12 protein-coding genes are annotated in these 24,912 nt (G+C 50.9%); 8 read left to right on the top strand and 4 right to left on the bottom strand.

The window, feature by feature from the left end; genetic code table 11:
• The first annotated feature begins 155 nt into the window (after positions 1–155).
• Positions 156–794: an NAD(P)H-binding protein gene (locus IEY24_RS05255; RefSeq protein ID WP_188929367.1), complete on the top strand. Its 639-nt coding sequence runs from the start codon at positions 156–158 to the stop codon at positions 792–794.
• Between the two features lie 77 nt (positions 795–871).
• On the opposite strand, the gene IEY24_RS05250 is transcribed toward IEY24_RS05255, so the two are convergent.
• On the bottom strand, positions 872–1,564 hold the full coding sequence (locus tag IEY24_RS05250; protein WP_188929365.1) for a DUF1345 domain-containing protein: 693 nt from the start codon (positions 1,562–1,564) through the stop codon (positions 872–874).
• A 159-nt stretch (positions 1,565–1,723) separates the two neighbouring features.
• Between IEY24_RS05250 and IEY24_RS05245 the strand changes: the two genes are divergently transcribed.
• Positions 1,724–3,556: a CHAT domain-containing protein gene (locus tag IEY24_RS05245; protein ID WP_188929363.1), complete on the top strand. Its 1,833-nt coding sequence runs from the start codon at positions 1,724–1,726 to the stop codon at positions 3,554–3,556.
• 6 nt (positions 3,557–3,562) lie between these two features.
• Positions 3,563–6,523 carry an nSTAND1 domain-containing NTPase gene (locus IEY24_RS05240; RefSeq protein ID WP_188929362.1) on the top strand — a complete coding sequence of 987 codons (2,961 nt, stop codon included), beginning with the start codon at positions 3,563–3,565 and terminating at the stop codon, positions 6,521–6,523.
• On the opposite strand, the gene IEY24_RS05235 is transcribed toward IEY24_RS05240, so the two are convergent.
• The gene (locus tag IEY24_RS05235; RefSeq protein WP_188929360.1) at positions 6,475–9,654 is read right to left on the bottom strand and encodes a DUF7379 domain-containing protein; all 3,180 of its coding nucleotides are present in this window, start codon (positions 9,652–9,654) and stop codon (positions 6,475–6,477) included. The genes IEY24_RS05240 and IEY24_RS05235 overlap by 49 nt on opposite strands.
• Before the next feature lie 258 nt (positions 9,655–9,912).
• On the opposite strand from IEY24_RS05235, the gene IEY24_RS05230 reads away from it, so the two are divergent.
• Positions 9,913–13,965 carry a caspase family protein gene (locus IEY24_RS05230; RefSeq protein WP_188929358.1) on the top strand — a complete coding sequence of 1,351 codons (4,053 nt, stop codon included), beginning with the start codon at positions 9,913–9,915 and terminating at the stop codon, positions 13,963–13,965.
• Here IEY24_RS05230 and IEY24_RS05225 read toward each other — a convergent pair whose 3' ends face one another.
• A complete protein-coding gene (locus IEY24_RS05225) occupies positions 13,966–17,811 on the bottom strand; it encodes a caspase family protein (RefSeq protein ID WP_188929356.1) in 3,846 nt (1,281 codons plus the stop codon).
• A gap of 210 nt (positions 17,812–18,021) precedes the next feature.
• On the opposite strand from IEY24_RS05225, the gene IEY24_RS05220 reads away from it, so the two are divergent.
• Positions 18,022–18,807 carry a hypothetical protein gene (locus IEY24_RS05220; protein ID WP_188929348.1) on the top strand — a complete coding sequence of 262 codons (786 nt, stop codon included), beginning with the start codon at positions 18,022–18,024 and terminating at the stop codon, positions 18,805–18,807.
• A gap of 245 nt (positions 18,808–19,052) precedes the next feature.
• Positions 19,053–20,093: a methyltransferase gene (locus tag IEY24_RS05215; protein WP_188929346.1), complete on the top strand. Its 1,041-nt coding sequence runs from the start codon at positions 19,053–19,055 to the stop codon at positions 20,091–20,093.
• A gap of 55 nt (positions 20,094–20,148) precedes the next feature.
• On the opposite strand, the gene IEY24_RS05210 is transcribed toward IEY24_RS05215, so the two are convergent.
• A complete protein-coding gene (locus IEY24_RS05210; protein ID WP_188929344.1) occupies positions 20,149–20,487 on the bottom strand; it encodes a hypothetical protein in 339 nt (112 codons plus the stop codon).
• Positions 20,488–20,734: 247 nt separating this feature from the next.
• On the opposite strand from IEY24_RS05210, the gene IEY24_RS05205 reads away from it, so the two are divergent.
• Both IEY24_RS05205 and IEY24_RS05200 read left to right on the top strand, forming a co-directional pair.
• Positions 20,735–22,258 carry a sulfatase family protein gene (locus IEY24_RS05205; RefSeq protein WP_188929342.1) on the top strand — a complete coding sequence of 508 codons (1,524 nt, stop codon included), beginning with the start codon at positions 20,735–20,737 and terminating at the stop codon, positions 22,256–22,258.
• Between the two features lie 217 nt (positions 22,259–22,475).
• Positions 22,476–24,857, top strand: coding sequence for an ABC transporter permease (locus IEY24_RS05200; RefSeq protein ID WP_188929339.1), 2,382 nt, complete (start codon positions 22,476–22,478; stop codon positions 24,855–24,857).
• Positions 24,858–24,912 lie beyond the last annotated feature (55 nt).

The following is a 24,912-nucleotide window of genomic DNA, read 5'->3' as shown; positions in this document are numbered from 1 at the left end:
CGAATCCTGAAATTACCGGTTCCAGCGTCTTTTGGTTATATTAGTCAGACGATCCCTCCCATCACGTTTAGAACAACCAACAAATGGGTGGCCGCGGACCGACAGCCAGCCCGTAATAGCATGCATTACTTTACAAATAAAAAGCAAATGAATTTATGAAAGCACTGGTCATTGGAGCCACAGGAGCTACCGGAAAGGATCTCGTGGGTCTGCTGCTGAGCGATCCGGCCTATACAGAAGTTGTGACTTTTGTACGTCGTCCCAGTGGGGTTACTCATCACAAATTAGCCGAGATCCTCACCGATTACGACAAGCTGGAAGAGATATCAGGTCAGATCACCGGAGATGTCTGGTTTTCCTGCCTGGGCACAACGCTCAAAACAGCCGGCTCAAAGGAAGCGCAATACCAGATCGATTATGAGATTCCGGCCAGGTTCGCGGCGATCGCTAAAAAGAACGGTGTTTCCAGATTGGTCCTCTTGTCATCCTATGGTGCTTCGGCGACCAGCAGGGTATTTTATTCGAGAATGAAGGGGCAGCTCGAAGAGCACCTGGCCAGCCTGGCGTTCGACCAATATATTATTTTCCGGCCCGGACTTTTGGTACGGAAGAACACCGACAGGCTCGGCGAACGACTTTCGGCACGGGCATTGAATTTCTTCAATTCGATGGGGCTTATGCGCAAGCTCCGGCCGCTGCCGACCTCGATATTAGCCGAAAAAATGGCCAAAGCTCCCCAGATTTTCCCAGAGGGACTGCACTTTGTCGAATCAGCTAAAATTTGGGAGCTCTGATGCGACACTACCGGGGCTATTCCAAATGCGCTGTTTCAGCCTTTCTGGATGAAGCCGGGGAGGATCGTGCACAGAAATCAGGATTTACTTTGTATCAGCCCTGATACAACATTGATGGTAAGAGCGACAAGAAGCGTATTGAATGCGAAAGACAACAACGAATGGACCAGCGCAAGTCTTCTGAGCTCCCGGGAAGAAATAGTTACGTCCGAAACCTGAAAGGTCATTCCTATGACAAAGGAAAAATAGGTAAAATCAAGGAAGTCGGGTTCGGCGTCATCGGGGAATTCAAGTCCCCGGTGTTGTTGCTTCCCGGCATTACGGCCGCCTTCCGTCGATCGGTAGTAAAGATGGGCATAGCGCAGCGTGAAGACGGTATGTACGAGAATCCACGAGCATACGATGCAGGAAAAGGAAAGAATAAAATGAACGGTCAGCTCCGACCACGAGGCCGTCTTTCCAGCATCGTGCAGCAGGAACAGGATCGCAAAAAGACTCACAAACGAGGCAGCAACGACAAAAAGGTAAATCAGGATACGGTTCGAATCCTGCCCGTCCACCTCCTGCCGAACTTCCGAGGGATGCGAGCTGAGTATGGTTACCCAGGCCAACCCCAGATGCGCCGCGCTGTACACGAGCCAACCGATCATCCAATTGATCGGCTTTTCCACAACAGAACCGGTCATAATTGTCGCCAGCGTGCCGAAAATCAGCGAAATACCCAGCTTGTGATGGGCATCCAGTCGGTTAATAAATCTGATAGCTTGCATAGGGTCTGGGGACACATTTTTAAAAGGCAAGATAGCATATTGCCGTCTAATCAAACAAAAGCCGCTTAATAACATTTCCTAGAAAAAGTAGAACTACTTTGGTATTCCTTTTTACCTTGATAATTCTGTACCCTAACGAGCCAAAATCCTTCCCGATCAATGCGACCCCCTGTTATACTTTGTGCATTCTCCAATTCCGGCGATGCCTACCTGTCACAACTTGAAAAGGAAAAAGAAGCCATTTCGGACGCGCTGCGCGAAAGGCAGGGCAAAGGCCACCTTTTGCTCGACACTGACTCCCGTACCAGCAAGAAACTGCGGGACCGCCTGCTTTTGTATCAGCCCCAGGTGGAGATCATTCATTACGCAGGGCATGCCAGCGGCAGTCAGCTGCTGATGGAAGACGCGACGGTTTATGGCGCAGGTCTGCTGCAATCGATCCGGCTGCAAAAGAATTTGAAACTTGTTTTTCTGAATGGCTGCTCGACGCGTGAACAGGTTGTCCAGTTGCTCGACGCCGGCGTTCGCGCGGTAATTGCCACGAGCGTCGACATCGGCGACGATACCGCCACGCGCTTCGCCGAGGATTTTTACCAGAAACTGGCCAGCGGGCATTCCATCGACGAGGCCTTCAAGCTGGCTACCGAGGTGGTTACAGCCAAAAACAATGCGGCATTAACGACCACAGAAGATCCTGACCGTGGTATTGCCCGGCTCATCAAAGCGCCCAATACCGGTCCGGTGTGGGGGCTCTACCTCCACAAAAATCAACAGGGCGCAGCCGATCACCGGTTATCTGACAAGAGCTTTTACGAGCTTCATATTAAGAGCCAGATCGACTCGAAGTTTAATACCTCCGAGGATGCCATTCTTGCCGCCCTTTACAATGTCCTGATGACGTTCAGCGACGAGCTTCCCATGTTCGAGGACCTTGAAAAAAAATACGGGGAACAATGGGACCCGCGGAAATTTGACGTCAGGGAGGTCAAAAATGCGATTATCAACAGCCTGCCCTCTCCCATTGCCGAACAGGTACGAAAGCTACTTGTCACCGAAGACGAGCCTCTCGCCAGTGAACGCCTGCGGTTTTTGATCAATACCTACTCTGTGATGGCCGATCTTTTGTTGTTCATCATGTTTTCCCAACTCTGGGAAGCGCTGGTACAGGGCAAGGTGCCCGTTTTGGAAGATCATCTGAAAGAACGAGTCAGTGCTTTCTTCCTGCTCGATCATCGCGACAGGCAGGCCTACGACGTGATTCCGCTGATACGCATCATCCACGACAAACTAAAAGCCCACGAAGTACCTCTGTTTGTCAACGAAATGTCCCATCTGGCCGATCTCATGGACGAGCGGGAGAGCGAATTCTTTGGCGCCTACCTGAATATTACGGGTATTAAAGGCAAATACAAGGACCTTGCCGCACTGGACGAGCTCGACGACCGTGACATCCAGCAGGATTGCCAGAAAGCGGAAGCCAGCCTTTGTATCATATTTAAGGAGTTGGGGTTCTGCGCGAGGTACAAGTTTGCGACTATCAAAAATATCTATATCAACAAAAAGAAGAACCAGCCGGCAGTTTACCAGCACAAAATGGTCAAACTTGATTATGTGCTCGTGGGCTTTACCGACAAGATGGAAGATTTCGAAAACTTCACAGATTCCAACTCGGTCGTTATTTACAAGATCGAGAACAAAAGTCTTTCCGCATTCAATTTGTACCCGTTTGTGATCGACATGAATGCATTGATCAGCGAAAAGCTTTCCAAAATCTATTTCTTCTATAATTATGATAAAAGCGCTACTGCCGCCACATGCACCTATAATTTCATCAAGAATATCAATGAAAAGAAAGACAGGCTGCAAATTCCTGCCTTACCCAATTTTTTAAGGACCAAAACGGACTTAAAGATATCGCAGGAAGAGCTGGAAACCATCGGTCCGGAGATTCTCGAGAGCGTAGAAGTTTTCATTTCCTATTTCAAATCCTGACAGATCATGACAACTTCGCCATTCAAGCTGCTGGACTCATTTGAGAAGAATGAACGCAGCGCGTTTTTTGAAAGAGAGGACGAGATCAGGATCATATATAACTACATCCACGAGTCCAATATCGTACTCGTGAACGGTCCGCTGGGAACGGGGAAATCCAGTATCATCAAATGCGGCCTTGCGAACTGTTTCGAAAAAACCGACTGGCTGGAAATATTCGTCCGGCGGTACGACAATATCAATATTTCGCTGCGGAAGGAGATCAACCACAAAAACAAAGAAGACTTCCCGCTCGACTCCGATATTCTGGACTGCCTCAGATCCCTCTACCTGGATTTTTTCAAACCCGTGTACCTCATCTTCGATCAGTTCGAAGAAATATTCATTTTAGGGAATACCGAAGAGCAGGAAACGTTTTTCAGCGACCTCAGGAGAATACTCGATGCGAGGGATATTCCATGCAAAGTGATTTTCATCATGCGCGAGCGGTACATTGCCCAGCTGCAAAAGTATGAGAGCATCGTGCCGGAAATCTTCGACAAACGCGTGCTGATCGAGCGAATGACCGACAACGATATTAAAAATGTTATCCGGAAAACATGTGATTACTTCGAAATAGAAACCGATGAGGCCACCGTCGATGCGATCGTCAGGAACCTTAAAATCGGTGATAGCCTGATTGAGCTGCCGCATCTTCAGATCTACCTCGACCGGCTCTGGCATCAGGCGCCGGGTCCCCGTAAGAGTTTCAAAATAGGCCTGTTGACCGAGGTGGGAAATATCCGGAACGTGCTCAGACAATTCCTGGAAGAGCGGATAGAGAAAACAATCTCGGAAGTATCGGCGGTGTACGGGTCGGTCAATTATAATACTGTGAGAGATGTGCTCTATTGTTTCGTCAGTGACGAGGGTACAAAACGTCCGCAAAAAATCGAGGACGTGATTTCGCAAGCCGCCCCGTTGGATGTCGCCACGGCTATCGTGAAATCGCTGGCCAGTAAAAACATTCTCAGGCTGGACAAATATGGAGGGAACAGCGCGGACAGTATTTATGAGATCGCGCATGACAGTCTGGCCCAAATCATTTACGACAAGTTCAACCTCGAAAATTCGCACATCGCCCGGACGATCAAGACCATTAAAACTGCCTACCTGAAATATGAGCAGTCCAACAAAATATGGTTTTTAAGATCTTACCTCGACCGGAACGATCTGAGGGATATCAAGCGATCCACCAAGGACATCAGGGAAAATGTAGCACTGAGCAAACAGCCAACAAAAGAAGAATGGAAATTCGTTGCGGACAGCAAACGACGGCTCACCACGATATACGGCCTGAGTTACGGCGCAGGTGCCCTATTTCTTTTAACTATACTCACCTTCCTGACCATATGGAGCTCGGAAACCAGCACGCGCTACCGGCTGCTCATTAATCTTGCCAGGTCGAAAACGCAGCAATACATTCTCTACAAACAATTTGAAGAGAAAAGCATGTTGTCGGGGCTATTCGGGGATGGTATGTTCGATGAAATTAAAAGGTATCCCGAACATGAAAACTTGTATTTCGCATCCATATTTAATGTAGAACCGATCACGGATATGGCTTTTGCGCACGTTGGCAGTGAGAAAAAGCTTTTGATTATCGCAGGACCTAACACTGTAAGCTTGTATAACGAGCGTTTAGGGACGCTTGAAAACAGGTACAATCTCATCAAACACGGCTGGATCAGGGACCGCGCCAACCATGGGATTACTGTCGCAATTAACAGCCATGATACCACGCTGGTCAGGATCTCTTACAACAGCGGGAAAATGCTGCTCATGAAAAGGGCAATCGACACTACAAGGGTCGGGGAATCGTTCCGGTTAACATCGGAAGGAATTTTGAGCGACAGTACGCAAACACTCTATGATGTCGACAATGAATTTAAATACAATTCGCTGAGGCGGTTCCCGCATGACTCTGTGATTGCCATTTCGGACACCCGCATGGGAATAGCGCGGCTATTCTGGACCGGTAACAGAAAAGTCGAACCGAGTACCCGCCTGCTTCCCGAAACAAAGGTGCGCTTCCTTCTGCCGCTGGATACGGAAGACCTGGAATATCTGAAAAGAAATTCGAGCATTTCTGCCAAAGAAGACCTGTGGACGTACCTGGAAAACGAATACCTTACATCGATTCACAGACTATCGAGCAATTTCTTTTCCTCGGAGAACTCCGGATCTCTTGTCCACCTGAAAGGCGTGCTGAGTGCTTTGGTAAGGCAGGTGGAGGGGCAGTACAACTATGGCCTCTGGACGGCATTGTCCAGGAAAATAAGTGCGGACGGCAACAGGCGCCTGAACGAAGTGTTTTGGAACGCTCGTATTGAACTGGAAACCAAAATCCAGAAAATGAGAGAGGACGAGCGGAACGCGCTTTTTTCTTTTGTCCGCACACAATCGAAACGCTATGCGAGCGAAGACCATATTCTGTTCCTCGAAGATATGCGCGAAAAGCTTCCGGGTGATACCTGCCTGAACCACTACCTGTCGATCGTCTACAACAATGCGTCCTGGTACCGCTTGTTCGACCGGAACTTCAAAAAATCGATCGAATATGCTCAAAAAGGCACGTCCGTGGCTATCACGCCCAAGTCACGCCTCGATTATATTTACGTGAACCTGGCACATGCTCACCTGCTATCGGGTAACATTGCAAAAGCCCGCAGCTACTACCGGGAATATGCCGGTAGCAAGAATTTCAGCGAGAAAAATTGCACCTATGCTGAAAGCGCAGTCTACAACCGTGACGCGATGATCGCTGATCTTCAAACATTTACCAAAAAGAAGATGATCCCCGACTCGCTTAAAGATGAGGTGGCGTCGATCATCAGAATGCTCAACGCCATCGATCTACCCGCCGCCACGACGGACGGTTACAATAGTTTTGCCAGCGCATCGACGGATTCATCGATGACAAAATAGTTGAGATGGTGGCACGACACTTTTTGGGGTACGGCGGCCGTCTTCGCAAGAAAGATGCTGTCCGTGCTCACCGCAATGTCGTTGATCGTGTTTTTATAAATCCAGGTTCCTATTTGCGTTACCACCTTTTCCATCAATGGAAGGCCGCCGCTGGCACGGAGATAGGCATCCAGGTCCCCGCCGATGATAAAATAGGGAATCGGCGCGGCATTTTTGTGGGTTAATTTTTTGATGAAATCGCTGCCGGCGTCCATTTGAGCCAAGGTGTGCAGCACCCCCTTATTTCCCACTTTTAGCACGGAGGACAAGAAACCCGTCACTGCGCCTACCTGCGGAGGAAACAACTTAGTACCCAGCGCAAGGGCGACAGACGTCCAGCTGACATAATCCGGAATCTGACCAAACTTGCTGCCGCCATTAGGCGTACCTGCCATGATCAGCTTGTCGACGAACTTGTCGCCACCCAGTTCTTCTATCATATACCGGGATACCAGCCCGCCCATTGAATGCGCTACGAGGACCAGCTCCTTTCCGTCATTTTCCTGAAACCCAAGGCCGGCCAGCTTGCCTTTCAGGATCGCTGCGATTTCTTCAATCGGCGTGTTCAGGTTTTCATAGTCGTAGGTCATTACGAGGTCGTAACCGCCATCGATCGCTATTTTGAACGTCTTAGCCATGTCTTCCGTATCCCCAATAATGCCGTGCACAAGCAGTAATATCGATTTTGCCTGAATCACTTTTCCTTCGAGTCCCGAGCTTTCGCGGGACGCGCCGTTGGTATAGTCCACCCAGCGCAACTGGTTAGGATCCGTTTTAATGCCCAGTTTACCCGCAAATTTCAGGAATACCATCCGGAAGGCCCCGCCGAGGCTTCTCGTTTTCTCCCCAGCTTCCTCAGGGATGGTATCGATGCTGATCTGCATTAATCCGGGTTCCGTAATCGCCACGTTGCCCATCGGCAAAAAATCTTCACCGTCGAAAAAGAACGGTAATACCAGTTCGCCCTCATTTTCAGGCCTGATATCGATAATCAGCGGATTTTCTTTCAGGGCTGCGACATCGCTGATCTCAACCACCTCTGCAATGCTGCGGTCCTCTCCCCTCGTGCCTTCATCGAAGTTGACGATCTGGAACCACGGGTTGCCCACTGCATAAGCCTCATTGATAACTGGCTTGTCGACACTCCTTGTTCTGGAAATGAGCGGCGCCCAGCCGAGCTTCCCGCGAAACGACGGGTGCGGCTGAACCGTAATGCCCCTACCGATGGCCACCGGCTGGGCCCCCAGTTGCTCTTCCGCTTTTTTAACGAGCCTGATGCTGATGGCCTTTGTGATCCAATCGGATTTTCCACCGCCGATCCCCTTCGACTGCCCCAGCCCACGGCTGCCCGATGGCGTAACGGTAGCACCTATTTGCAGCGGTTCCTGGACAAACAAACTACTATCAATGGCTTCTGTCGAAACAATCAGTTTCAGGGTGTCTATTTCCTCTTCGCTATTCAGGGTAAAAACGTCGCTTGTGAGCACAACGGAAGTATTGGAGTTCACCGGCTGCGAATCGTTGAAAATGACTGTTACGCCGTAGTCCGGCGAAAGGTATAAGAGGCAAACGTACAACGTGCGGGCAGTACCGTTAGTGAAATTGACTTTAAACGGAATGTCCTCGCCGTCGTGGTCGAGCGTGATCATTTTGTCTGAAAATATACTGGTGGATGAGCCGTGGGCAACCTCCACATTGAATGTAATCTGCTGAGGTAGAATGGCAGATCGCGCGTTTTGCAATTCGAGCAGGCGTTGCCAGCGGGCGAGCGTTTGCAGCACATTCAGGACGTGCGCTGCCGAAAATTTGCCGGCTCCCTCCACCGTCTGTATCCTCAAATCGCTTCCCGTGTGGTAAACCACAATATTGCCACTTTCTATTTTTAGTTCAAATAAGGCGGCAGCATCAACATCGGTCAGCACAATACCCGATTCGGAGGCGTTCGCCAGTGTTTCCTGCATTACCTGCGCCGCCACGCTATCGCCATGTACGAAGAATGGCTGAAGGCGCAGGGATTCCGGCTCACCCCAATACACATTGTTTGCATCGAGGGATAATACCCCCGTCTGCAAAGTGCTTTCCGTCACATTCATCACATCGAGCACGGCAGTCCCGATGGGTTGCCCATCCGCTACCGAGTCGTATATTTTAATTTTGAAGGGCTCTCCTACCCGCTGCTCGATGCCCATCCCCGCCCCGAGGTCGATCGTCCACTTGCCCGCTTTCATATATACGCGGTACCGGGTGAGCCGCCCGGTTTCTACTTTTCTCCCAAGAAAGCCCTGGCTAATATTGAAAACACCGATCGATTCCATTTGCGGTGTCTGGTTTTTCAATGCATTCCGAATGAAAGCCCTCACCTGAACGAAAAGGTCAGCATAGGTGATCTGCCCGCCGCTTTTGCCAAGCACAGAGATCAGCGACTGCGTAAACTGCCCGTGCCCGTTATTCTCCCATGCACGCTCCACGCGGTCGCAAGCAGCGAGCAGCAGGTGGTCGGACGAGGGAATATGGAGGTTGGGCCGTTGCAGATATGCCCCATCCAGGTAGCTTTCAAGCGGGCGGATATCAGAGGTACCCTTCTCGAAACGGGGCTGCATTTGCAGAAACTGTTCAAGCTCTCTTGTGACCGACCCGGAGTGGCAGGAATCGGCAATGACCACGATCCGCGAGCCGCCAGCACTCACTTCTTCCAGCAGAAGTGCTATTTCCTTGTCTGCCAGATCATATTTACCAGGCTCCCGGCTATCATGCAAAACCCAGGTCTGTTCCTGGCGATCGGAAGTGGCGGCCTGGAACTCGCGGGCGGTGATGCCGGTCGATCCGTGTCCCGAATAATATACTAACGCAATGTCATCAGGCCCGGCCTGGGCAAGGTGCTTTCGGAACCCATCGATCACATTTGTCCGCGTCGCTTTTGCGTTAGCGAGTACAAGTATTTGCTGCTCTTCGGGGATCAGATCACCATAATTCTCCTTTAAAAAATCCCCGAAATCGGAGACGTCATTCAAACAACCGTTCAGCGCCCTGATTGCCGGAACCGAGGACGGACTATACTCATTGATGCCAATCAGCAATGCGAAGATTTTCATATGGTAAAAAGGTTGGGTTTGAGAGAACGGCCGCCCTGGACGAATGCGCTGCAGCTGGGCAACATAAGGCACATATCGCCTGAAATTACCTGCTCAATGCATTAAAATCAACACCCGAAATGCTTTGTTATTGAACGGAAAAACGGCACATCAAAGACCGCCCGGCTTGCATAAGTCCGGTTAATAATTTCTTTGATACCCACCCCGAACACCCGGGAAAAATACCGAAATTGAAAGTTTAGTCAGCGAAATCACATCATGGGCATCGGGACAGTTACCCCTCGACAGAATAAAACAAGACGGAACCGGCTGTTTTTCGTCGCGATCGATAAGTACGACAACTGGACGCCGCTCCAATATCCGGTATCCGACTGCCAGCGATTTTTTGCGGTACTCAAAGATTCCTATGGTTTTTCGGATGAAAACTTCATTATCCAGCCGCTTTTCGACGAAAATGCTAAAACCGATATCGTTTTCGATGAAATTTGCTACCTGGCCGACAAGGACGAGAACGGTGAGCTTCGCGTCAGGCCCGACGAAAACCTGATCATCTACTTCTCGGGACACGGCCATTTCGATAAAAACAAGGAAGGCTATTGGGTACCTTCCGATGCGCCGGTACTTTCGGAAAGGCCCAGCGATTTGAAAAAGCTCATTTCCGTCAGTGAAGTCATCAGAATCCTTTCCAATATCAGAGCTCATCACATTGTCCTGATCGTCGACGCGTGCTTCTCGGAAGCTTTTGCTACGATGGAAATCGACGTTACGCAGCAAAGCCAGTCGGCCGAGGCGGAGGAAGTGCCCTCCCGATGGGTGCTCACGGCCGGGCGCAACGGCGCGGTACCGGACAAGAGCCCGTTTGCCGACGCACTGATCGACATTCTTCACGCAAATGCGGATGCCAGCGTTTCCATCAACTGGCTGGGTGCGCAGGTTACCAAGCAGGTACGCGATAAAGGATTTAGCATTGAACCACTTTGCAAAAGCCTCGTCAGCCAGAAATACAAGCTGGGAGAATTTTTCTTCCATCGCACCACCAGCATATCGCAGCCGTCCGCTCCTTTCGACCCCGCGAACCTGCAAGAAACGCTGCGCGCGGGTTCCAAAGCTCAATTTGAGCGACTTCAAAAAGGCCGTTATAAATACCTGAATATCGAAAGCATCCTGGTTTCGGAGATTAATATGGGGAACTACCTCGATGTGCAGGTCAAAACCGATACCCAGGTTGCCTCGCTCGAACTGGCAGTCGAGGCATTGTGGAAAAATAAAAAATCGCAGGCACTGCTTGTGGGGGACGGCGGCATGGGTAAAACGGTGTCGCTGCTTTTGCTGTGGCGGGATCTGCTTTTTGAAGAAAATGGTCCCGTTCCCGTTTTTATTCCACTAAATGAATACAACTCGTCGTCCGAAGCCGAGCGTAACGACTTTGTTGTCAGGTTCATTTGTAAAAGCCTGCTGAATATACCCGAGCCGCCAGCGGAGACTGTCAATGCGCTCTGGAAAGTTCTCGCAACGCCCCGTGAGGGTAAGCCCTCACTCATCCTGCTGTTGGATGGCCTCAACGAAGTAACCGTTCCGAAAGGACGTCTGATGGCCACCCTGAATGACCTTGCGGCCAGGGCTGACGGTACGCAAATGGTGATCTCATCCCGGAACAAGCAGATCGAAAAACTGGACCTTTCCAGCGAGAGCGCAGCATTAATGCAAATCCTGCCGCTTACACAGGAAACCGTCATGGCTTATCTCAAAGAAAAAGGCCAGGAAATACCGTCGAACAAGGATTTGCTGGGGCTCTTTGCCAATCCGATGATGCTGACGCTGTATTCAGGGGCGAATAACATCGCATTGCGGTTCAAGGACGACGATCGCTTCCATTTCAAAAAAGTGACTACATACGGTGAGCTCCTCTGGAATTTCAACGAAGCCCAGCTCGCCCAGCTTACCGATGCCAACGATGAAAACGAGATCCGCTACCAGACTTTCCTGCTTCGCGTACTCGTCCCTTACATTGCTTACAAAATGGAGGATAAGGGCAAATATGCCATTACGATCCGCAAACTCGCCGACCCCGTGTTTAACTTCAAAACATTGCTCGACGAGGCATTCGATGAACTGGATGAAGAAGAGCTTACCGAAATATATCCCGACTTCGACGGAAAACGGAAAGAACTGGGCCTGGGCATACTCACCGAGCTCGATGATAAAGAGCAGCGTGCGGGGAAAGTAAAACAGTTTCTGGTCGAGCGCCTCCGCGTGCTGGTCATGGAAGGGGACGATCTCCGGTTTTTACACCAGAATTTCAGGGATTTTTTTGCGGTATGCCATATACGTAACATGACGGCGATCGCGATGGTGCAGCGTACGCTACCGGATGTGTTTTTCAGGAATTATATCCCGGTTTACCTGCGGCGCCTGCTGGGAGAAATCGAAGGGGAACATCGGGCGGTACCGACCTGGAATGCAGCCAAAAGCCGGCTCGAACTGGTGGAAAGAGAGAACCTGCTATCGCGTTTGATGGATTTGTGCCGGAACAATTCCGGAATCAAAGCAGCGGAGACCGAACGCGCGTTTGTTATTCGGAATGTAATAACAATCTGGCTGGATATACGCCAGACGCTGGCCGGTGCCGATCTCACTAATCTCGACTTACGCCAAATCCAGTTCAACGGGCTCCCGTTGACGCGTCACAAAGGCAGCGCCTACCTTCCGGCGCGGTTCGAAGGCAGTTTGCTGGATGGCGACGGGTTCATCTTCAAAGGACATTATGGGCAGATTAACCAGGTGCATTACAGCGCCGACGGAAAAAAGCTCCTGACAGCCTCGGACGATTGTACCATTAAAGAATGGCTCACCGCCACAGGAAAACTTTTGCAGACATTCTCGGGCCATACCGATAAGGTTCTTTCCGCGCGGTACAGCCACGATGGCCAGAAGGTTGTGTCGGCATCGAACGACACCTTCGTCAGGGAATGGTCAGTATCCACGGGCATGGAACTCGCCAGCTACGAACACGCGCATGCCAAGGTAAACGACGCGGTATACGCGCCCGACGGCACCCGTATTCTCACCTGCGCGGACGACAAAATGATCCGCGAATGGAGCACTGCAACCCAAGAATGCATGAAGATCTACACCGGCCACACCAAAAACGTGTCGTCGGTTTATTACAATTCAAAAGGGGATAAGTTCCTCTCCGCCTCCGCCGACACGACCGTGCGGGAATGGTCTGTAAAAACAGGAGAATGCCTCAGGATATTGAGCGCCCATACCCAAAAAATGAACAGTGTTTGTTACAGTCCCGATCAAGCAACCGTCCTGTCTGCTTCCGACGACGGCACGATGATCGAGTGGTCGGAGGATAGCGAACTGCCGTTCAGGACTTTCAACGGCCATTCCGATCAGGTTTATAGCGCCGTTTACAGCGCCGACGGCGAAAGAATTCTCTCGACCTCGAAAGACAAAACCATGCGGGAATGGTCGGTCAAAACAGGCCTTGAAAGCCGTACCTACTCGGGACATACCGATAAAGTCAACTTTGCCAGCTACTCGCCCGACAAACCCAGGGCCGTTTCGGCGTCCGACGACAAGTCGATCCGCGAATGGAGTCTCGAAACCGGTACCCAGCTCTACGCGATCAGCGGGCAATCCGACTGGGTGGTAAATAAATGCGTGATCAGCCCGGACTCTAAAAAATTACTCACGGTAAACTATGACCGCACTTTCAGCGAAATACACATTGAATCGGGCATTGCGTTGCAGGCATTCCGAGGGCACGAAAAATGGCTGCACCGGGCACGGTATAGCCCTGATGGCTCCAAAATAATCTCTACATCCGACGATCTGACGATCCGCGAGTGGCTCGCTGAAACCGGCGAATGCATCCGCATTTACAGGGGCCACGGCTATGGTGTCGAGGATGCCGTTTACAACGCTGACGGCACTCAGATTTTCTCCCGAGATTTCGGGCATCACTTCCGCATTTGGTCGGTAGCAACGGGCGATTGCCTGGAAATCGTAGACGACGAAGCGAAAAAAAAGCAGCTGCATTTGGATATGCAACTGCTTATAACGTCGGCGGCCAAGCCTTTCAATATCAAATGCAGGTATGCCGAGATTACTGTGAAAGACGCTGCCGCCAAGCCCGTTCTTTCGTTTGTCAACGTCTCGGGCCTGCTCGTACAAGGCTGCGATTTCCGGAACGCAGACCCGGCCTCGAATTTCTCCGAAGCCGTCAGGAAAAACCTGAGAAGTTACGGGGCCATTTTCAGCGACGAGGATGAGGCGGCCTGGAAAAGTGCCAAAAACGGTTGATTAGTTTTCTACCAAACCATTAATCACATTCAGAAAGCTCCCCGCCACAGCCTGAAAACCATGCTTGTTAGGATGAATTTCGTCGTACCACTGGTCGTCGGCCACGAGTCCCCGTGCGTTAATATAATGTACATTCGGGAACTCGGCTGCCACTGCTCGCAGGCGGTCGTTGAATTCATTCAGAATGTAGCTAATCACTGCTTTGCGGTCCGTTTGGCTTGTCATTCCTTTTTCGATCATATACCGGCCCAGCCAGCCCTTGTCGGTCTTGTCCAGCGGGGTAATGTAATCGTAGCCGTGGCAAAGCGCGTGAATATCAGGACGTAATGCAAACAACTCGTTGAACATCTTCCGATATATGACTTGCAGATTGTCCAGCTCCGCGCTCAGCGACGGTTCGAGATAATCCTGTGGCGGAAGGCCCGTATTGTGCGGCCCGGCCTTGATATGGCTGCGGAACTGTTCACCCAGCACATCGTTTCCACCTCCGCTCAGAAGGAAAAAACGGGGGCTTTTGTCTTCGACCGCTTCCAGCCATTCCCCTTCGCGGTCGTAGTTAGCCAGCGTATCGCCAGCTGCCGCCACACAGAAGATCGGATACACTTTCGACAAGTGATCGATCGTATCGACCACCAGTGGATGCTGAAACCATGAATCTCCTTCGGATACAATTTTAGGTGCCCTCGGAAAGCGCAGACGCATAATGCGGTATTTCGAATTGCGTATCAGGCGCGCCGTTTTATTGGCCACATCCAGCAGCCCGTCGCGGATAAACCCTTTTTCATCCAGGTGGGCATCGCGTTTGCGCAGCTGCACATCGGGTTTCAGCTGATATTCCGGCTGCAAATCCAGTCTTGTTTTTACTTCGAAATAATTACCCAATGCATACTCGGCCAGATTTTCATCTTCCAGCATAGCAGCGAGGTCGCTTTCGGCGACAATATTGTATTCAGGGTTTATGTATTCCAACGTCAGCAGCTGCGTCGACCAACTCACCGCCACACTTTTATCAGTCTCCTTGTTACTGGGGCCGATACCGCGGGTCGAGCCTTTTTTGCTTACCGTGAAAGGGGCAGGCAGGCTTTCAAGCGCTAGTTCCTCGATGTTCGACAGGTCTTCGGCACTGATGATAAATTGCAGGTATTCAGCATTTTTAGGCCAATTATACAATTGAACATAAGTATCCAGCGAAATCGGAATGGTGGTCTGGCCATTGTAGCTAAGCTCCTTGGAAGCGCCCGGGTCCAACGGGGTAACGATGGGATCCAACAAGCCCAGCGACGCACCGAAGCCGGCATCCAGAAATACGCAGCAGCAATACAGCTTGCGGGTGCTGGTATTGGTGATTTTGATCCGGATACTTCCCTTCCATTCGCCATCAATCTGCTGATAATGCAGTTTTACCTCGCCATTGTCAGCCTGGATCGGCTGGCCATCGGCATCGCTCACCTCTATTCGTAGCGGCGTGCCCACTGCCGCATCGTTGCGCAGGTTTTTCAGGAAATGCCAGTTCGAAATATGTTTGAGATCTTTCACCAATTCAGAAGCAAATGCCTCCGAATCCAGCTCTATCTGTTCTACGACCGGGCGAAAAGTATCAAAAGGTTTGGTCAGTACGGCGCGTCCGTTCCGGAACGACAACGTGTAATCCGCCTCCGCTTCTTTGGCTTCCAGCCGGGCTTGCGACGGGATTTCCGACATAAGTTTTTCTGCAAGCAAAAGACTATCTGTCAAAATATTATCAACATTATTGAGGTGAATTTTAAGTTGCTGGCTCATCAGCCCCTCTACATACCCCTGGTAAACCTTGGAAGTATCAAGCTCCGACTCTACCGCATTATCGAATGCCAGAATAGTCGTATCGGCCCCTACCGACCGCACTTTTGCTTCAAATGTTTTCTCGTCGTCCCGCACGGTAATGCCGTTGGTCTCCCGTCCGATCCCGTGAACGGCGCCGCGTTGCAGCACCCAGTTACCCGCGCCGTCGCGTATCACGTCGGCATAAGTGGCGTTTCCGGCTCCGCCAGGCTTGTTGAATACATTGGTCAATGCAAGCTGCTGGTGGAATGCGGGCGGAATATACATGACGGGCGTCTGCTCGAAGGCATTGTTGAGCATTTGCTTCACGCGGCCATGCAATGCCGCATACGAAAGCTGCCCTCCTGATGCTTCAAGCGATTTGAGCAGGTATTTGGTAAAAACACCCTCCCCGCTTACTTCCACCGCCGATTCGTCGGATTCGCACGCCGACAGACTAACGTGCCTGGCTGGCGGAAGTACCGCATCGATGTGCTTTCCTGCAAAATCACCCGGAGAAAGTGTGGTGCTGAAAATGAATTTTTCCCACGTCCGCTGCGGGAAAACATAAGGTATCCGACGCTCGATAACCTCCCCGTAAGTCGATTTGATCAGCCCGGCATTGCGGGTATTATCCCCCGAATGGCAGCAATCCGAAATCACGGTAATATGCGCGCCGTTTTTAGAAACCTCCCTGATCAGATACCGCAGTTCTTTGTCAGATATCAGGTATTCGTTATCATGGTCTTCGTCGTAATAGCTCACAAGGCATTCGAGTTTCCCGTCCTGTTCGGATGTCCAGACCGCCGCATCGGCCAGTTCCTGGGTACCATGCCCGGAGTAATAAAAGACGATCACGTCGTCTTTCCCAGCTTTTCCCAACTCCTGAAATGCCTGGACGATGGCCGTTTTGGTTGCTCGCTGGTTGGTTAAAAACTGAATATGCTTCCGGTCGAACGTTCCGTCGTTTTCTAGGTAGCGCCGGACTTTCGTCGCGTCGGCCACACAGCCCCGGAGCTTTGGGAAGGCCACTTTCTGGTTCAGTACAACCTGATCCTCGTAGGCGTCAATCCCAACCACCAATGCAAATAAATTCGGCTTGATCGCGGCGCCTTCGTCATCGTTGAAATGGGATTCGAAATCCTCCGGCGGGGCCACTTCTACACCCCGCGGCTCAGCCCATTGCGTGTCAAGCGCGGTTTCATTGGTAATCAGCCCCTCTTCCTCCGCGACAATTGCATCACGCGTCGCGCTCGCGGGCTGGTATGCCTGCGCTTGTACACCCGCGATGACCTGCTGCCAGTCAAAAGCAGGCCCGAGGTCCCACTTGCCACCCGTACGGTAATTGACATGGGAAACAATGCCTTTGAACGACAGTACATCCTGCGTGCCCTGGTACCGCACCGACTCATTGAGAAACTGACGCGGAATGTTATATTTTTTGGTTAAAAAACGCAGTAATATGATCAGACTCTCATATTGTTGCTGCGTGTAGGAAGCGTAGTATTTCTGCTCGCGAAATGGCTGGCTCAACTTCTGATATGCCTCGGTCTGGGTAAGCGGGCAGTACAGGTCAACACGGCCGGGATTCTCTTTTGGCCGGGAATAAATGGTTTCAAGATTCGCTCCACGCTCGATCAGGTAACCATAGTTGATGATCTCGATCGCAATGGTGACTTTGTCCTGCGCATTGCCCGTACCTGCATTGCCGATACCCGCACCAATGTGCCCCGACCAGTCCTTCGAGGGAAACAATTGATAGACAGTACCATCGCGGGCGATGACAAACGGTACTGAAACCCGGAAGTTTTGCGTAGTGAGCGTGTTGATACCGCCGCTGAGATTGCCGGCTGTAAAATGGAGCACGATCCGTTGCTTGCCATGCGGCGGCTCCGGCGTATTGAAATACCCCGAACGGTTCTTAGGCTTGCAAAACACGCCGCGTAACGAAAGGTCTTCTCCCGCCACGGGAACCGTAAATGGCGTAAACGTATAATCAGTTCGGCTTTTAAAGGCCGCCTCATCGGCAGCGAGTGTATCGTAACGCATGGGAAAAGAGGAATAAGGTTGAGAAAAGCAGGGACGATCTGCGAGCACAGCCGGAGCGCGCTTCAAGATGAAGACGATTTACCAAAAACAAGAGGCATTACGAAACAATTTCCTCATGATTTATTCAATGGTTTCGTAGAAATAATCCTATCTTTCCAACTGTTCCTCAGCGCCGTAAATACTACAAAACTCTAAACACTATCACAAAAAATGGAAGACATCGACCCAAAGAAGTACATCAAAGGACTGACCCTGCAAAACTCCAGAGAATCGTTCATTAGTGAAAGTGAGCGCGAAATACTCTCAAGAGATCTCACGACTACCGAAATCGAGACGCAAACCGATGTAGAACAATCGTTCATGAACGACAAGAGTCTGGTGTCGTTTGTATCGGAGGTATCGGACCAGCGCCGGCAGGATGTCCTGCACTCCGTATTACTGGCCCAGCTGGCAGCCAACAAGAAATTCCCGGACGAAGACCAGATCAAAGAGTGGTATGGGGAATTCATCAATGTGCTCAGTAACATTGGCTGGGCGATGCAATCGGCGAGTTTCACACCGTTTACGTCGGAGGGCACCACCATCGAGGTCGACAAAGCCATTATCGATCTGGTTGCAGCCGCTGTCGGCGGCTCGGCGCTCGTACCGCTCGTGACCAAGACTTTGGACGCCATAAAAGGCCTGAGCGATACCAGCGGGAAATTCATCGCTTTCGAGAAAAATACCCATACTGCGACAAAAGGGGCATTCCAGATCGGTATCGCTAAGGAAGTGAACAACACGGTTGCGCTCCAACTGGGCACCTTTCTGATCACATCCTCGGATACGATCAAGCAGATCCTTTTCTTCAAATCATCCAAATCCAAAACCACCCTGGAATTCTGCTCACGGGTCGGGACGCTGGACGAAGCCGTGTACGCTACCATCCGCGACGCGGTCCAGGCGAAACTTGGATTGAAGGCGACTGATTTTATCGCAGGTATCGATCTTAGTTAAATGCTAATATAACCGCGCGGACTGTATGCCCCGCATTAGTGCAACACCTGCGAAATCTGTGTGTTGCACTAATGGCTGCATGGGATTGCAATTTAGTGCAAAAAAGTCCCGGATGATGCTTATCAAAAGGCCAGGACGAGTTACGAAAAGGCCAATCCGGGCGGCTGAAAATTCAGATGCGTTGCAATAGGCGAATTCTTGATTTATTTCATATTTTTATTAAATAAATCAAACCCTGCTCTATCATGAACACAGCACCTGAAACGCATCAGATTACCCCATCGCGCATTATGGAGACCGCGCTGGCTTTTTTTGCTTCAAAAACGCTTCTGAGCGCCGTCAAACTGAACGTTTTCACCGTACTTTCCGGCAAGTCCCTGTCGGGCAAGGAGATCCAGGCCGCATTAAAATTGCACGACCGGGGTGTTTATGATTTTCTGGATGCGTTGGTAGCCCTGGGTTTTCTCAATCGTGAAGGTTTCCTCGAAACAGCCAGGTATTCCAATACGCCCGAAACCGGAATATTCCTCGACAAACACAAGCCTTCCTACATGGGTGGATTTGTGGAAATGGCCAACGACCGCCTATACCCATTTTGGGGTTCGCTCGAAGAAGCTCTGCTTACCGGCCAGCCGCAGAATGAGATCAAGCATAACGGCAAGCCGCTGTTTGAAGAGCTTTATGCGAAACCCGAGCGATTGAAACAGTTTATCGATGCCATGTCGGGCATTTCCATCGGCAACTTCATGGCCCTGGCCCGGAAGTTTGATTTTTCCCCTTACTCGACGCTGTGTGACATTGGCGGAGCCGCAGGTATACTGTCCGTCGAGGTGGCGAAGCAGCATCCGAATATGTCATGTATATCTGCCGATCTGCCCACGGTCGAGCCCATTGCAAATGAGTACATTGCATCGAAGGGCATGAGCGATCGGGTGAAGACGAAAAACGTTGATTTTTTCACAGACGAGTTTCCCCAAGCGGATGTGATTACCATGGGTATGATCCTGCACGACTGGGATTTGCCCAATAAAAAGATGCTGATCCGTAAAGCGTATAATGCACTACCGGAAGGTGGCGCATTCATCGCCATCGAAGCGCTGATCGACGACGATCGTAGGAAAAACGCATTCGGACTTCTGATGTCGCTCAATATGCTGATCGAATTCGGGGTTGCATTCGACTTTACGGGTGCCGATTTCGAAAGATGGACGAAAGAGGCAGGATTCCGCAGGGTCGAGGTTATTCCGCTGGCAGGGCCGTCAAGCGCCGCGATTGCTTACAAATAGCCATCATGCGAAAATCCCGGCCGGATGGCTCCGGCCGGGATTTCTACTTTAACGGTTAACGTCGGTTATCATCGACTTTTTCTTTCAGCTCCTTGCCTTCCTTTTTGGTAGCATCGTAGGCTTTTTCGGCCCCTTTCTCAACCTTTTTGGCGCCTTTTTTAACGCCCTTCTTGGTCGCCTTGTAGGCCTTTTCCGAGCCATCTGCTACCTTTTCAGCGCCATCCTCGGCCTTGTCGCCCACATATTTAGCGTCTTTCTTAATCTCCTTTCCTGCCTTGCGGCCTGCTTCTTTGGTCTCGGCCGCGGCCTTGTCTGCTTTCGACTTTGCATCATCCTGCGCACAGGCAAAAGATGACACGATGGCGAATGCTACTAAAAATGCTAATTTCTTCATGATTTTCAAGTTTATTGTTTCTCAGCCTAATGGCCGACGCAGTTGAACAAAAACCATTCCCGAAGCTGGCCTGCCTGGGACAATCCGTCCACCGCATGTTCAAAAAAGCCCTCTCGCCAAGTAACCGTTAACTAATAAATTCGCTACAATGCAGTTAACTTCTACGGTTCCCCTCCTTAGGCACTAAAATTAGTTCTACTTTTTAGCGAATTAATTTAATGCCATCTTCCATTCAACAACTGCAAAAATGACTTTCAGACAACGCCTCAGTAACCTCTCCGGCAAGCCGGACATTCTCGTTATCCTAACCGACCAGGAAAGGGCGACGCAACATTTCCCCGAGAACTGGGAAAAGGAAAATCTCAAAACGCTTACATTCCTGAAAAAGAATGGTTTCAGCTTCGACCGGGCATTTTGCAATACCTGCATGTGCTCGCCAAGCCGCTCGACGCTGCTCACGGGCCTTTACCCTGCTCAACACCATGTTACACAAACACTCACCGAAGGCGGAAGATATTCTCCGGCCGAAATCGAGCTGGATAACACCCTGCCCAACATCGCCCGCATGCTTTTCGACGAAGGCTATGATGTGCAATACCGCGGGAAATGGCATGTGAGCAAAGGCACCGATGGAGGTAGTCCGGCTGCTTCCGACATTGCCATGTACGGTTTCAGAGGCTGGATCGCCCCCGATGCCGGCGAGGACACGGCTCCGGAAAATTTTGGAGGCGGCTTTGCCAACCACGACAAAGCATATGTGCAGCAGGCCATTGCGTACCTGCAAAACGTACGGAAAAGAAGGAAAAAAGGCGATAAACAGCCCTACTGCCTGGTGGTTTCGCTCGTCAATCCGCACGATGTGCTATGTTATCCCAAAGGTTTCAATTACGGCTATGGCGACGATTTTCTCAAAGGCCCTATTACCCTGCCGGCCACAGTGAACGAAGACCTTGCCAACAATGGCAAACCTTCCGCACAGGCGCAAGTGAAGGCAACGGGCGCATTGAGCTTGGGCCCGCTCCATTCGCCGGCGAAGCAAACCAACTACCTTAATTTTTACGGGAACCTCCTTCGCGTGGTCGATACTGAGATCGGCTTTCTGATCAAAGAGCTTTACCAGGAAGTAGAAGGCAGCAAACTGGCCGATCAGGCATTGGTAATCCGCCTGGCCGACCATGGGGAAATGGGTATGGCACATGGAGGCATGCGGCAAAAGGCATTTGTCGCCTACGAAGAGGCAACGCGCATTCCGATGGTGATCTCGAACCCTATCCTCTTCCCCGAAGACGCCGGCCACAAATCCACCCATCATCTGTCGTCGCTGATCGACATTCTGCCGACGATCGCCGAGATTGCCGGAGCGGCACCACCGCAGGGAATCAGGGGAACCAGCCTCGTGCCATTGCTCGAAACCGACCAGCCGGTGCAGGAAGCGATCCTGTTCACATTTGACGATACCAAGGCCAGCGCTTCCAATAAACCGAGTGTGGTGAAAGCAGCAAACCGGATCCGCGCCGTACGCACCAAAGACTGGAAATACACGCATTACTTCGATGCGCTCGGAGGCTATCCCGACGAATATGAGCTATACGACCTGCGCAATCCGGACGCTACTGAATACGACAACCTCGCCCATAACCCCGAATATGCCGATGTGCGTAAGAAAATGGCATTGCTGCTCGAAGAGCAAGTAAGGCAGAAGCTCCTGCTCAATCCTGAGCCATTCGACAAGGAGGAGTTCCTGGAATGGTACGACCGGCAGGGGAAGTAGCAAAGGAGAGGATTGGTTGACAGCCGACAGCCGACCGCGGACCGCCGCTTGCTGTCGGCTGTCGGCTGTCGGCTGTCGGCTGTCGGCTGTCGGCGAACGTTCCGGCATCCAAAACGTTCATTTTCGAACAGAAACGGCACCGTATTTCACTACTAGTCAATTCGTTAAAAAACAGGAACGAAATTTGCACAGCCACTCCGAACCCAATCCGGACCCGATGTTAAAAAACTATCTCAAACTGGCTTTTCGTAACCTGGTTAAAGACAAATTTTACAGCCTGATCAACATTCTCGGGCTTACCATAGGCGTGACCTGCGGCATGCTGCTGTTCCTATACGTGGTAGACGAGCTGAGCTACGACCGTTATCACAAAAAAGCATCGCAGATTTACCGGATCGTTTCCTACATCCGGGAGCCGGACAAGGTCAACAAATGGGTCAGCACACAGCCGCCCCTTGTTAAAACTTTGAAACAGGATTACCCGTTTGTAGAGAACTACGTAAGGTTTTTTTCGAACGGCCGGATGATGTTCCGCCAGGGTGAGCGCCAGTTTTATGAAGAAGACATTTACGCCGTCGATTCCACTGTTTTCGACGTTTTTACTTACAAGTTCATAGAAGGTAACCCCAAAGCATTGCAGCAGCCGGGTAGTGTAGTACTCACCCGGCGCGTTGCGGAGCGCTTTTTCGGCAAATCCCCTGCTCTGGGCCAGATTCTTCAGACCAACGACAGCACCTCGTATAAAATCACCGGCGTGATAGAGGACGTGCCTAAAAACTCTCATTTTACATTCAATGCATTAGTTTCCCTGAATCAAAACCAGCGCAATGCCGACGGCTGGGGCGGGTTTTATATCAATAGCTATTTGCTGCTATCCAAAAATGCGGACCTGAAAAAGCTGGAAGCCGGTTTCCCGGGTCTTTACGAAAAGTATATGTCCGGCATTTTCAAACGGATGGGCATTCATATTACCTACCAGATGCAGCCGCTCACAAGCATTCATTTACATTCCAAATTCGACGGCGAGTCGAATGGCGATATCGGATATGTCTACACGTTCAGTGCTGTGGCATTTTTCATGCTCCTGATTGCCAGTATCAACTATATGAACCTGGCGACGGCGCAATCGGCCCGGCGGGCGAAAGAAGTGGGATTGCGGAAAGTAATGGGCTCGCTCAAAGGTGCGCTCATCCGACAGTTCCTTACCGAATCGATTCTGATCACACTTATCTCCCTGGTGGCGAGTCTCATCCTGGTGGCTTTGCTCCTGCCGTTTTTCAATAATGTTTCCGGAAAGGCGATCAGCTATATGCAGTTGCTCAGCCCGCAATTCGTGCTCATCGGATTGTCGGTCGTCGTGTTTACCGGGCTGGTCAGTGGGAGTTACCCTGCATTCTACCTGTCGTCGTTCGAACCTGCCAACGTGCTGAAAGGCACATTCAAGGCGCGAGGCGGCGGTTTTTTCAGGAAAGCACTGGTGGTAACACAATTTTCGATCTCGCTGATCATGCTGATCTGCACCTGGATTGTCTACCAGCAGCTCAACTATATGCGTAACAAGGATATGGGCTACGACCGTGAGCAGGTTCTCACCATTGATTATCAGGACAACCAGCCCAAGGACAAATACAATGCATTCCGGAAAGAACTACTCGACAACCCCAATATCCAGAGCGTCGCGTCCGCGTCGGCGCCGGTCAGCAATATTGGCGGCAGGATCATTTTCACGGTCGAATCCAATACAGGAATGAAAGAAATGGGTTTCAAACCGACGGCAATCGATCACGACTATCTTAAAACAATGGGTATGAAGCTCATAGCCGGCCGGAATTTCTCAGACGAACTGCCCGCCGACACCGCCAACAGTGTGCTGATCAATGAGGCTGCTGTGAAACGGATGAACTGGAAAGAACCCATCGGCAAGAAGATTATCCTCGGTACCGTGCCAGCCGACGGTAAAAACCCGCCGCCAACGACCCAGGTAGCTGGTGTGGTGCGGGATTTTCACCAGCAGTCGCTGTACAACCCGATCGAGCCGATGATTATGGTTTACCGCAGGGCCAATGGGGTCATCCATATAAAAATCAAGACCCAAAATACAGCCCAAACCCTGGAATATATCGGCCAGAAATGGCGGCAAACCTATCCCGACAAGCTTTTCGAGTACCGTTTTCTGGACCAGGATTTTGAAAATGCCTACCATGCCGATGAGTTGCGCGGCAAGATTTGCACGACATTTTCGGGCCTCACGATCCTGATCGCCTGCCTGGGGCTCTTTGGCCTCGCCACATTCACTACCGAACAGCGCGTGAAAGAAATAGGCGTACGGAAAGTGCTGGGTGGCTCGGCGGCCAGCGTGGTGTTACTGTTGTCTAAAGATTTCACCCGCCTCGTCCTGTTCTCTTTCCCGATCGCCATTCCGGTCGCCTGGTTTGCGATGAACAAATGGTTGCAGAGTTTTCCTTACAAAGCGGACATGAGCATTTGGATTTTTATCGCCTCTTGCGTAGCAACATTACTGATATGCTGGCTCACAGTCATTTATCAATCGTTGAAAGCAGCGCTCGCCAATCCGGTGAAGTCGTTGCGCTCGGAATAAGTCTTATTGCAGCAAGAATCTCGGGTTGGTATCAAACCTAATTGAAGGGTAATCT

Origin of the sequence: Dyadobacter endophyticus (assembly GCF_014641595.1) — a bacterium.
Lineage (GTDB): Bacteria > Bacteroidota > Bacteroidia > Cytophagales > Spirosomataceae > Dyadobacter > Dyadobacter endophyticus.
Note: the sequence above shows the minus strand (reverse complement) of the source record. Positions and strands in the feature narration are given on the sequence as shown.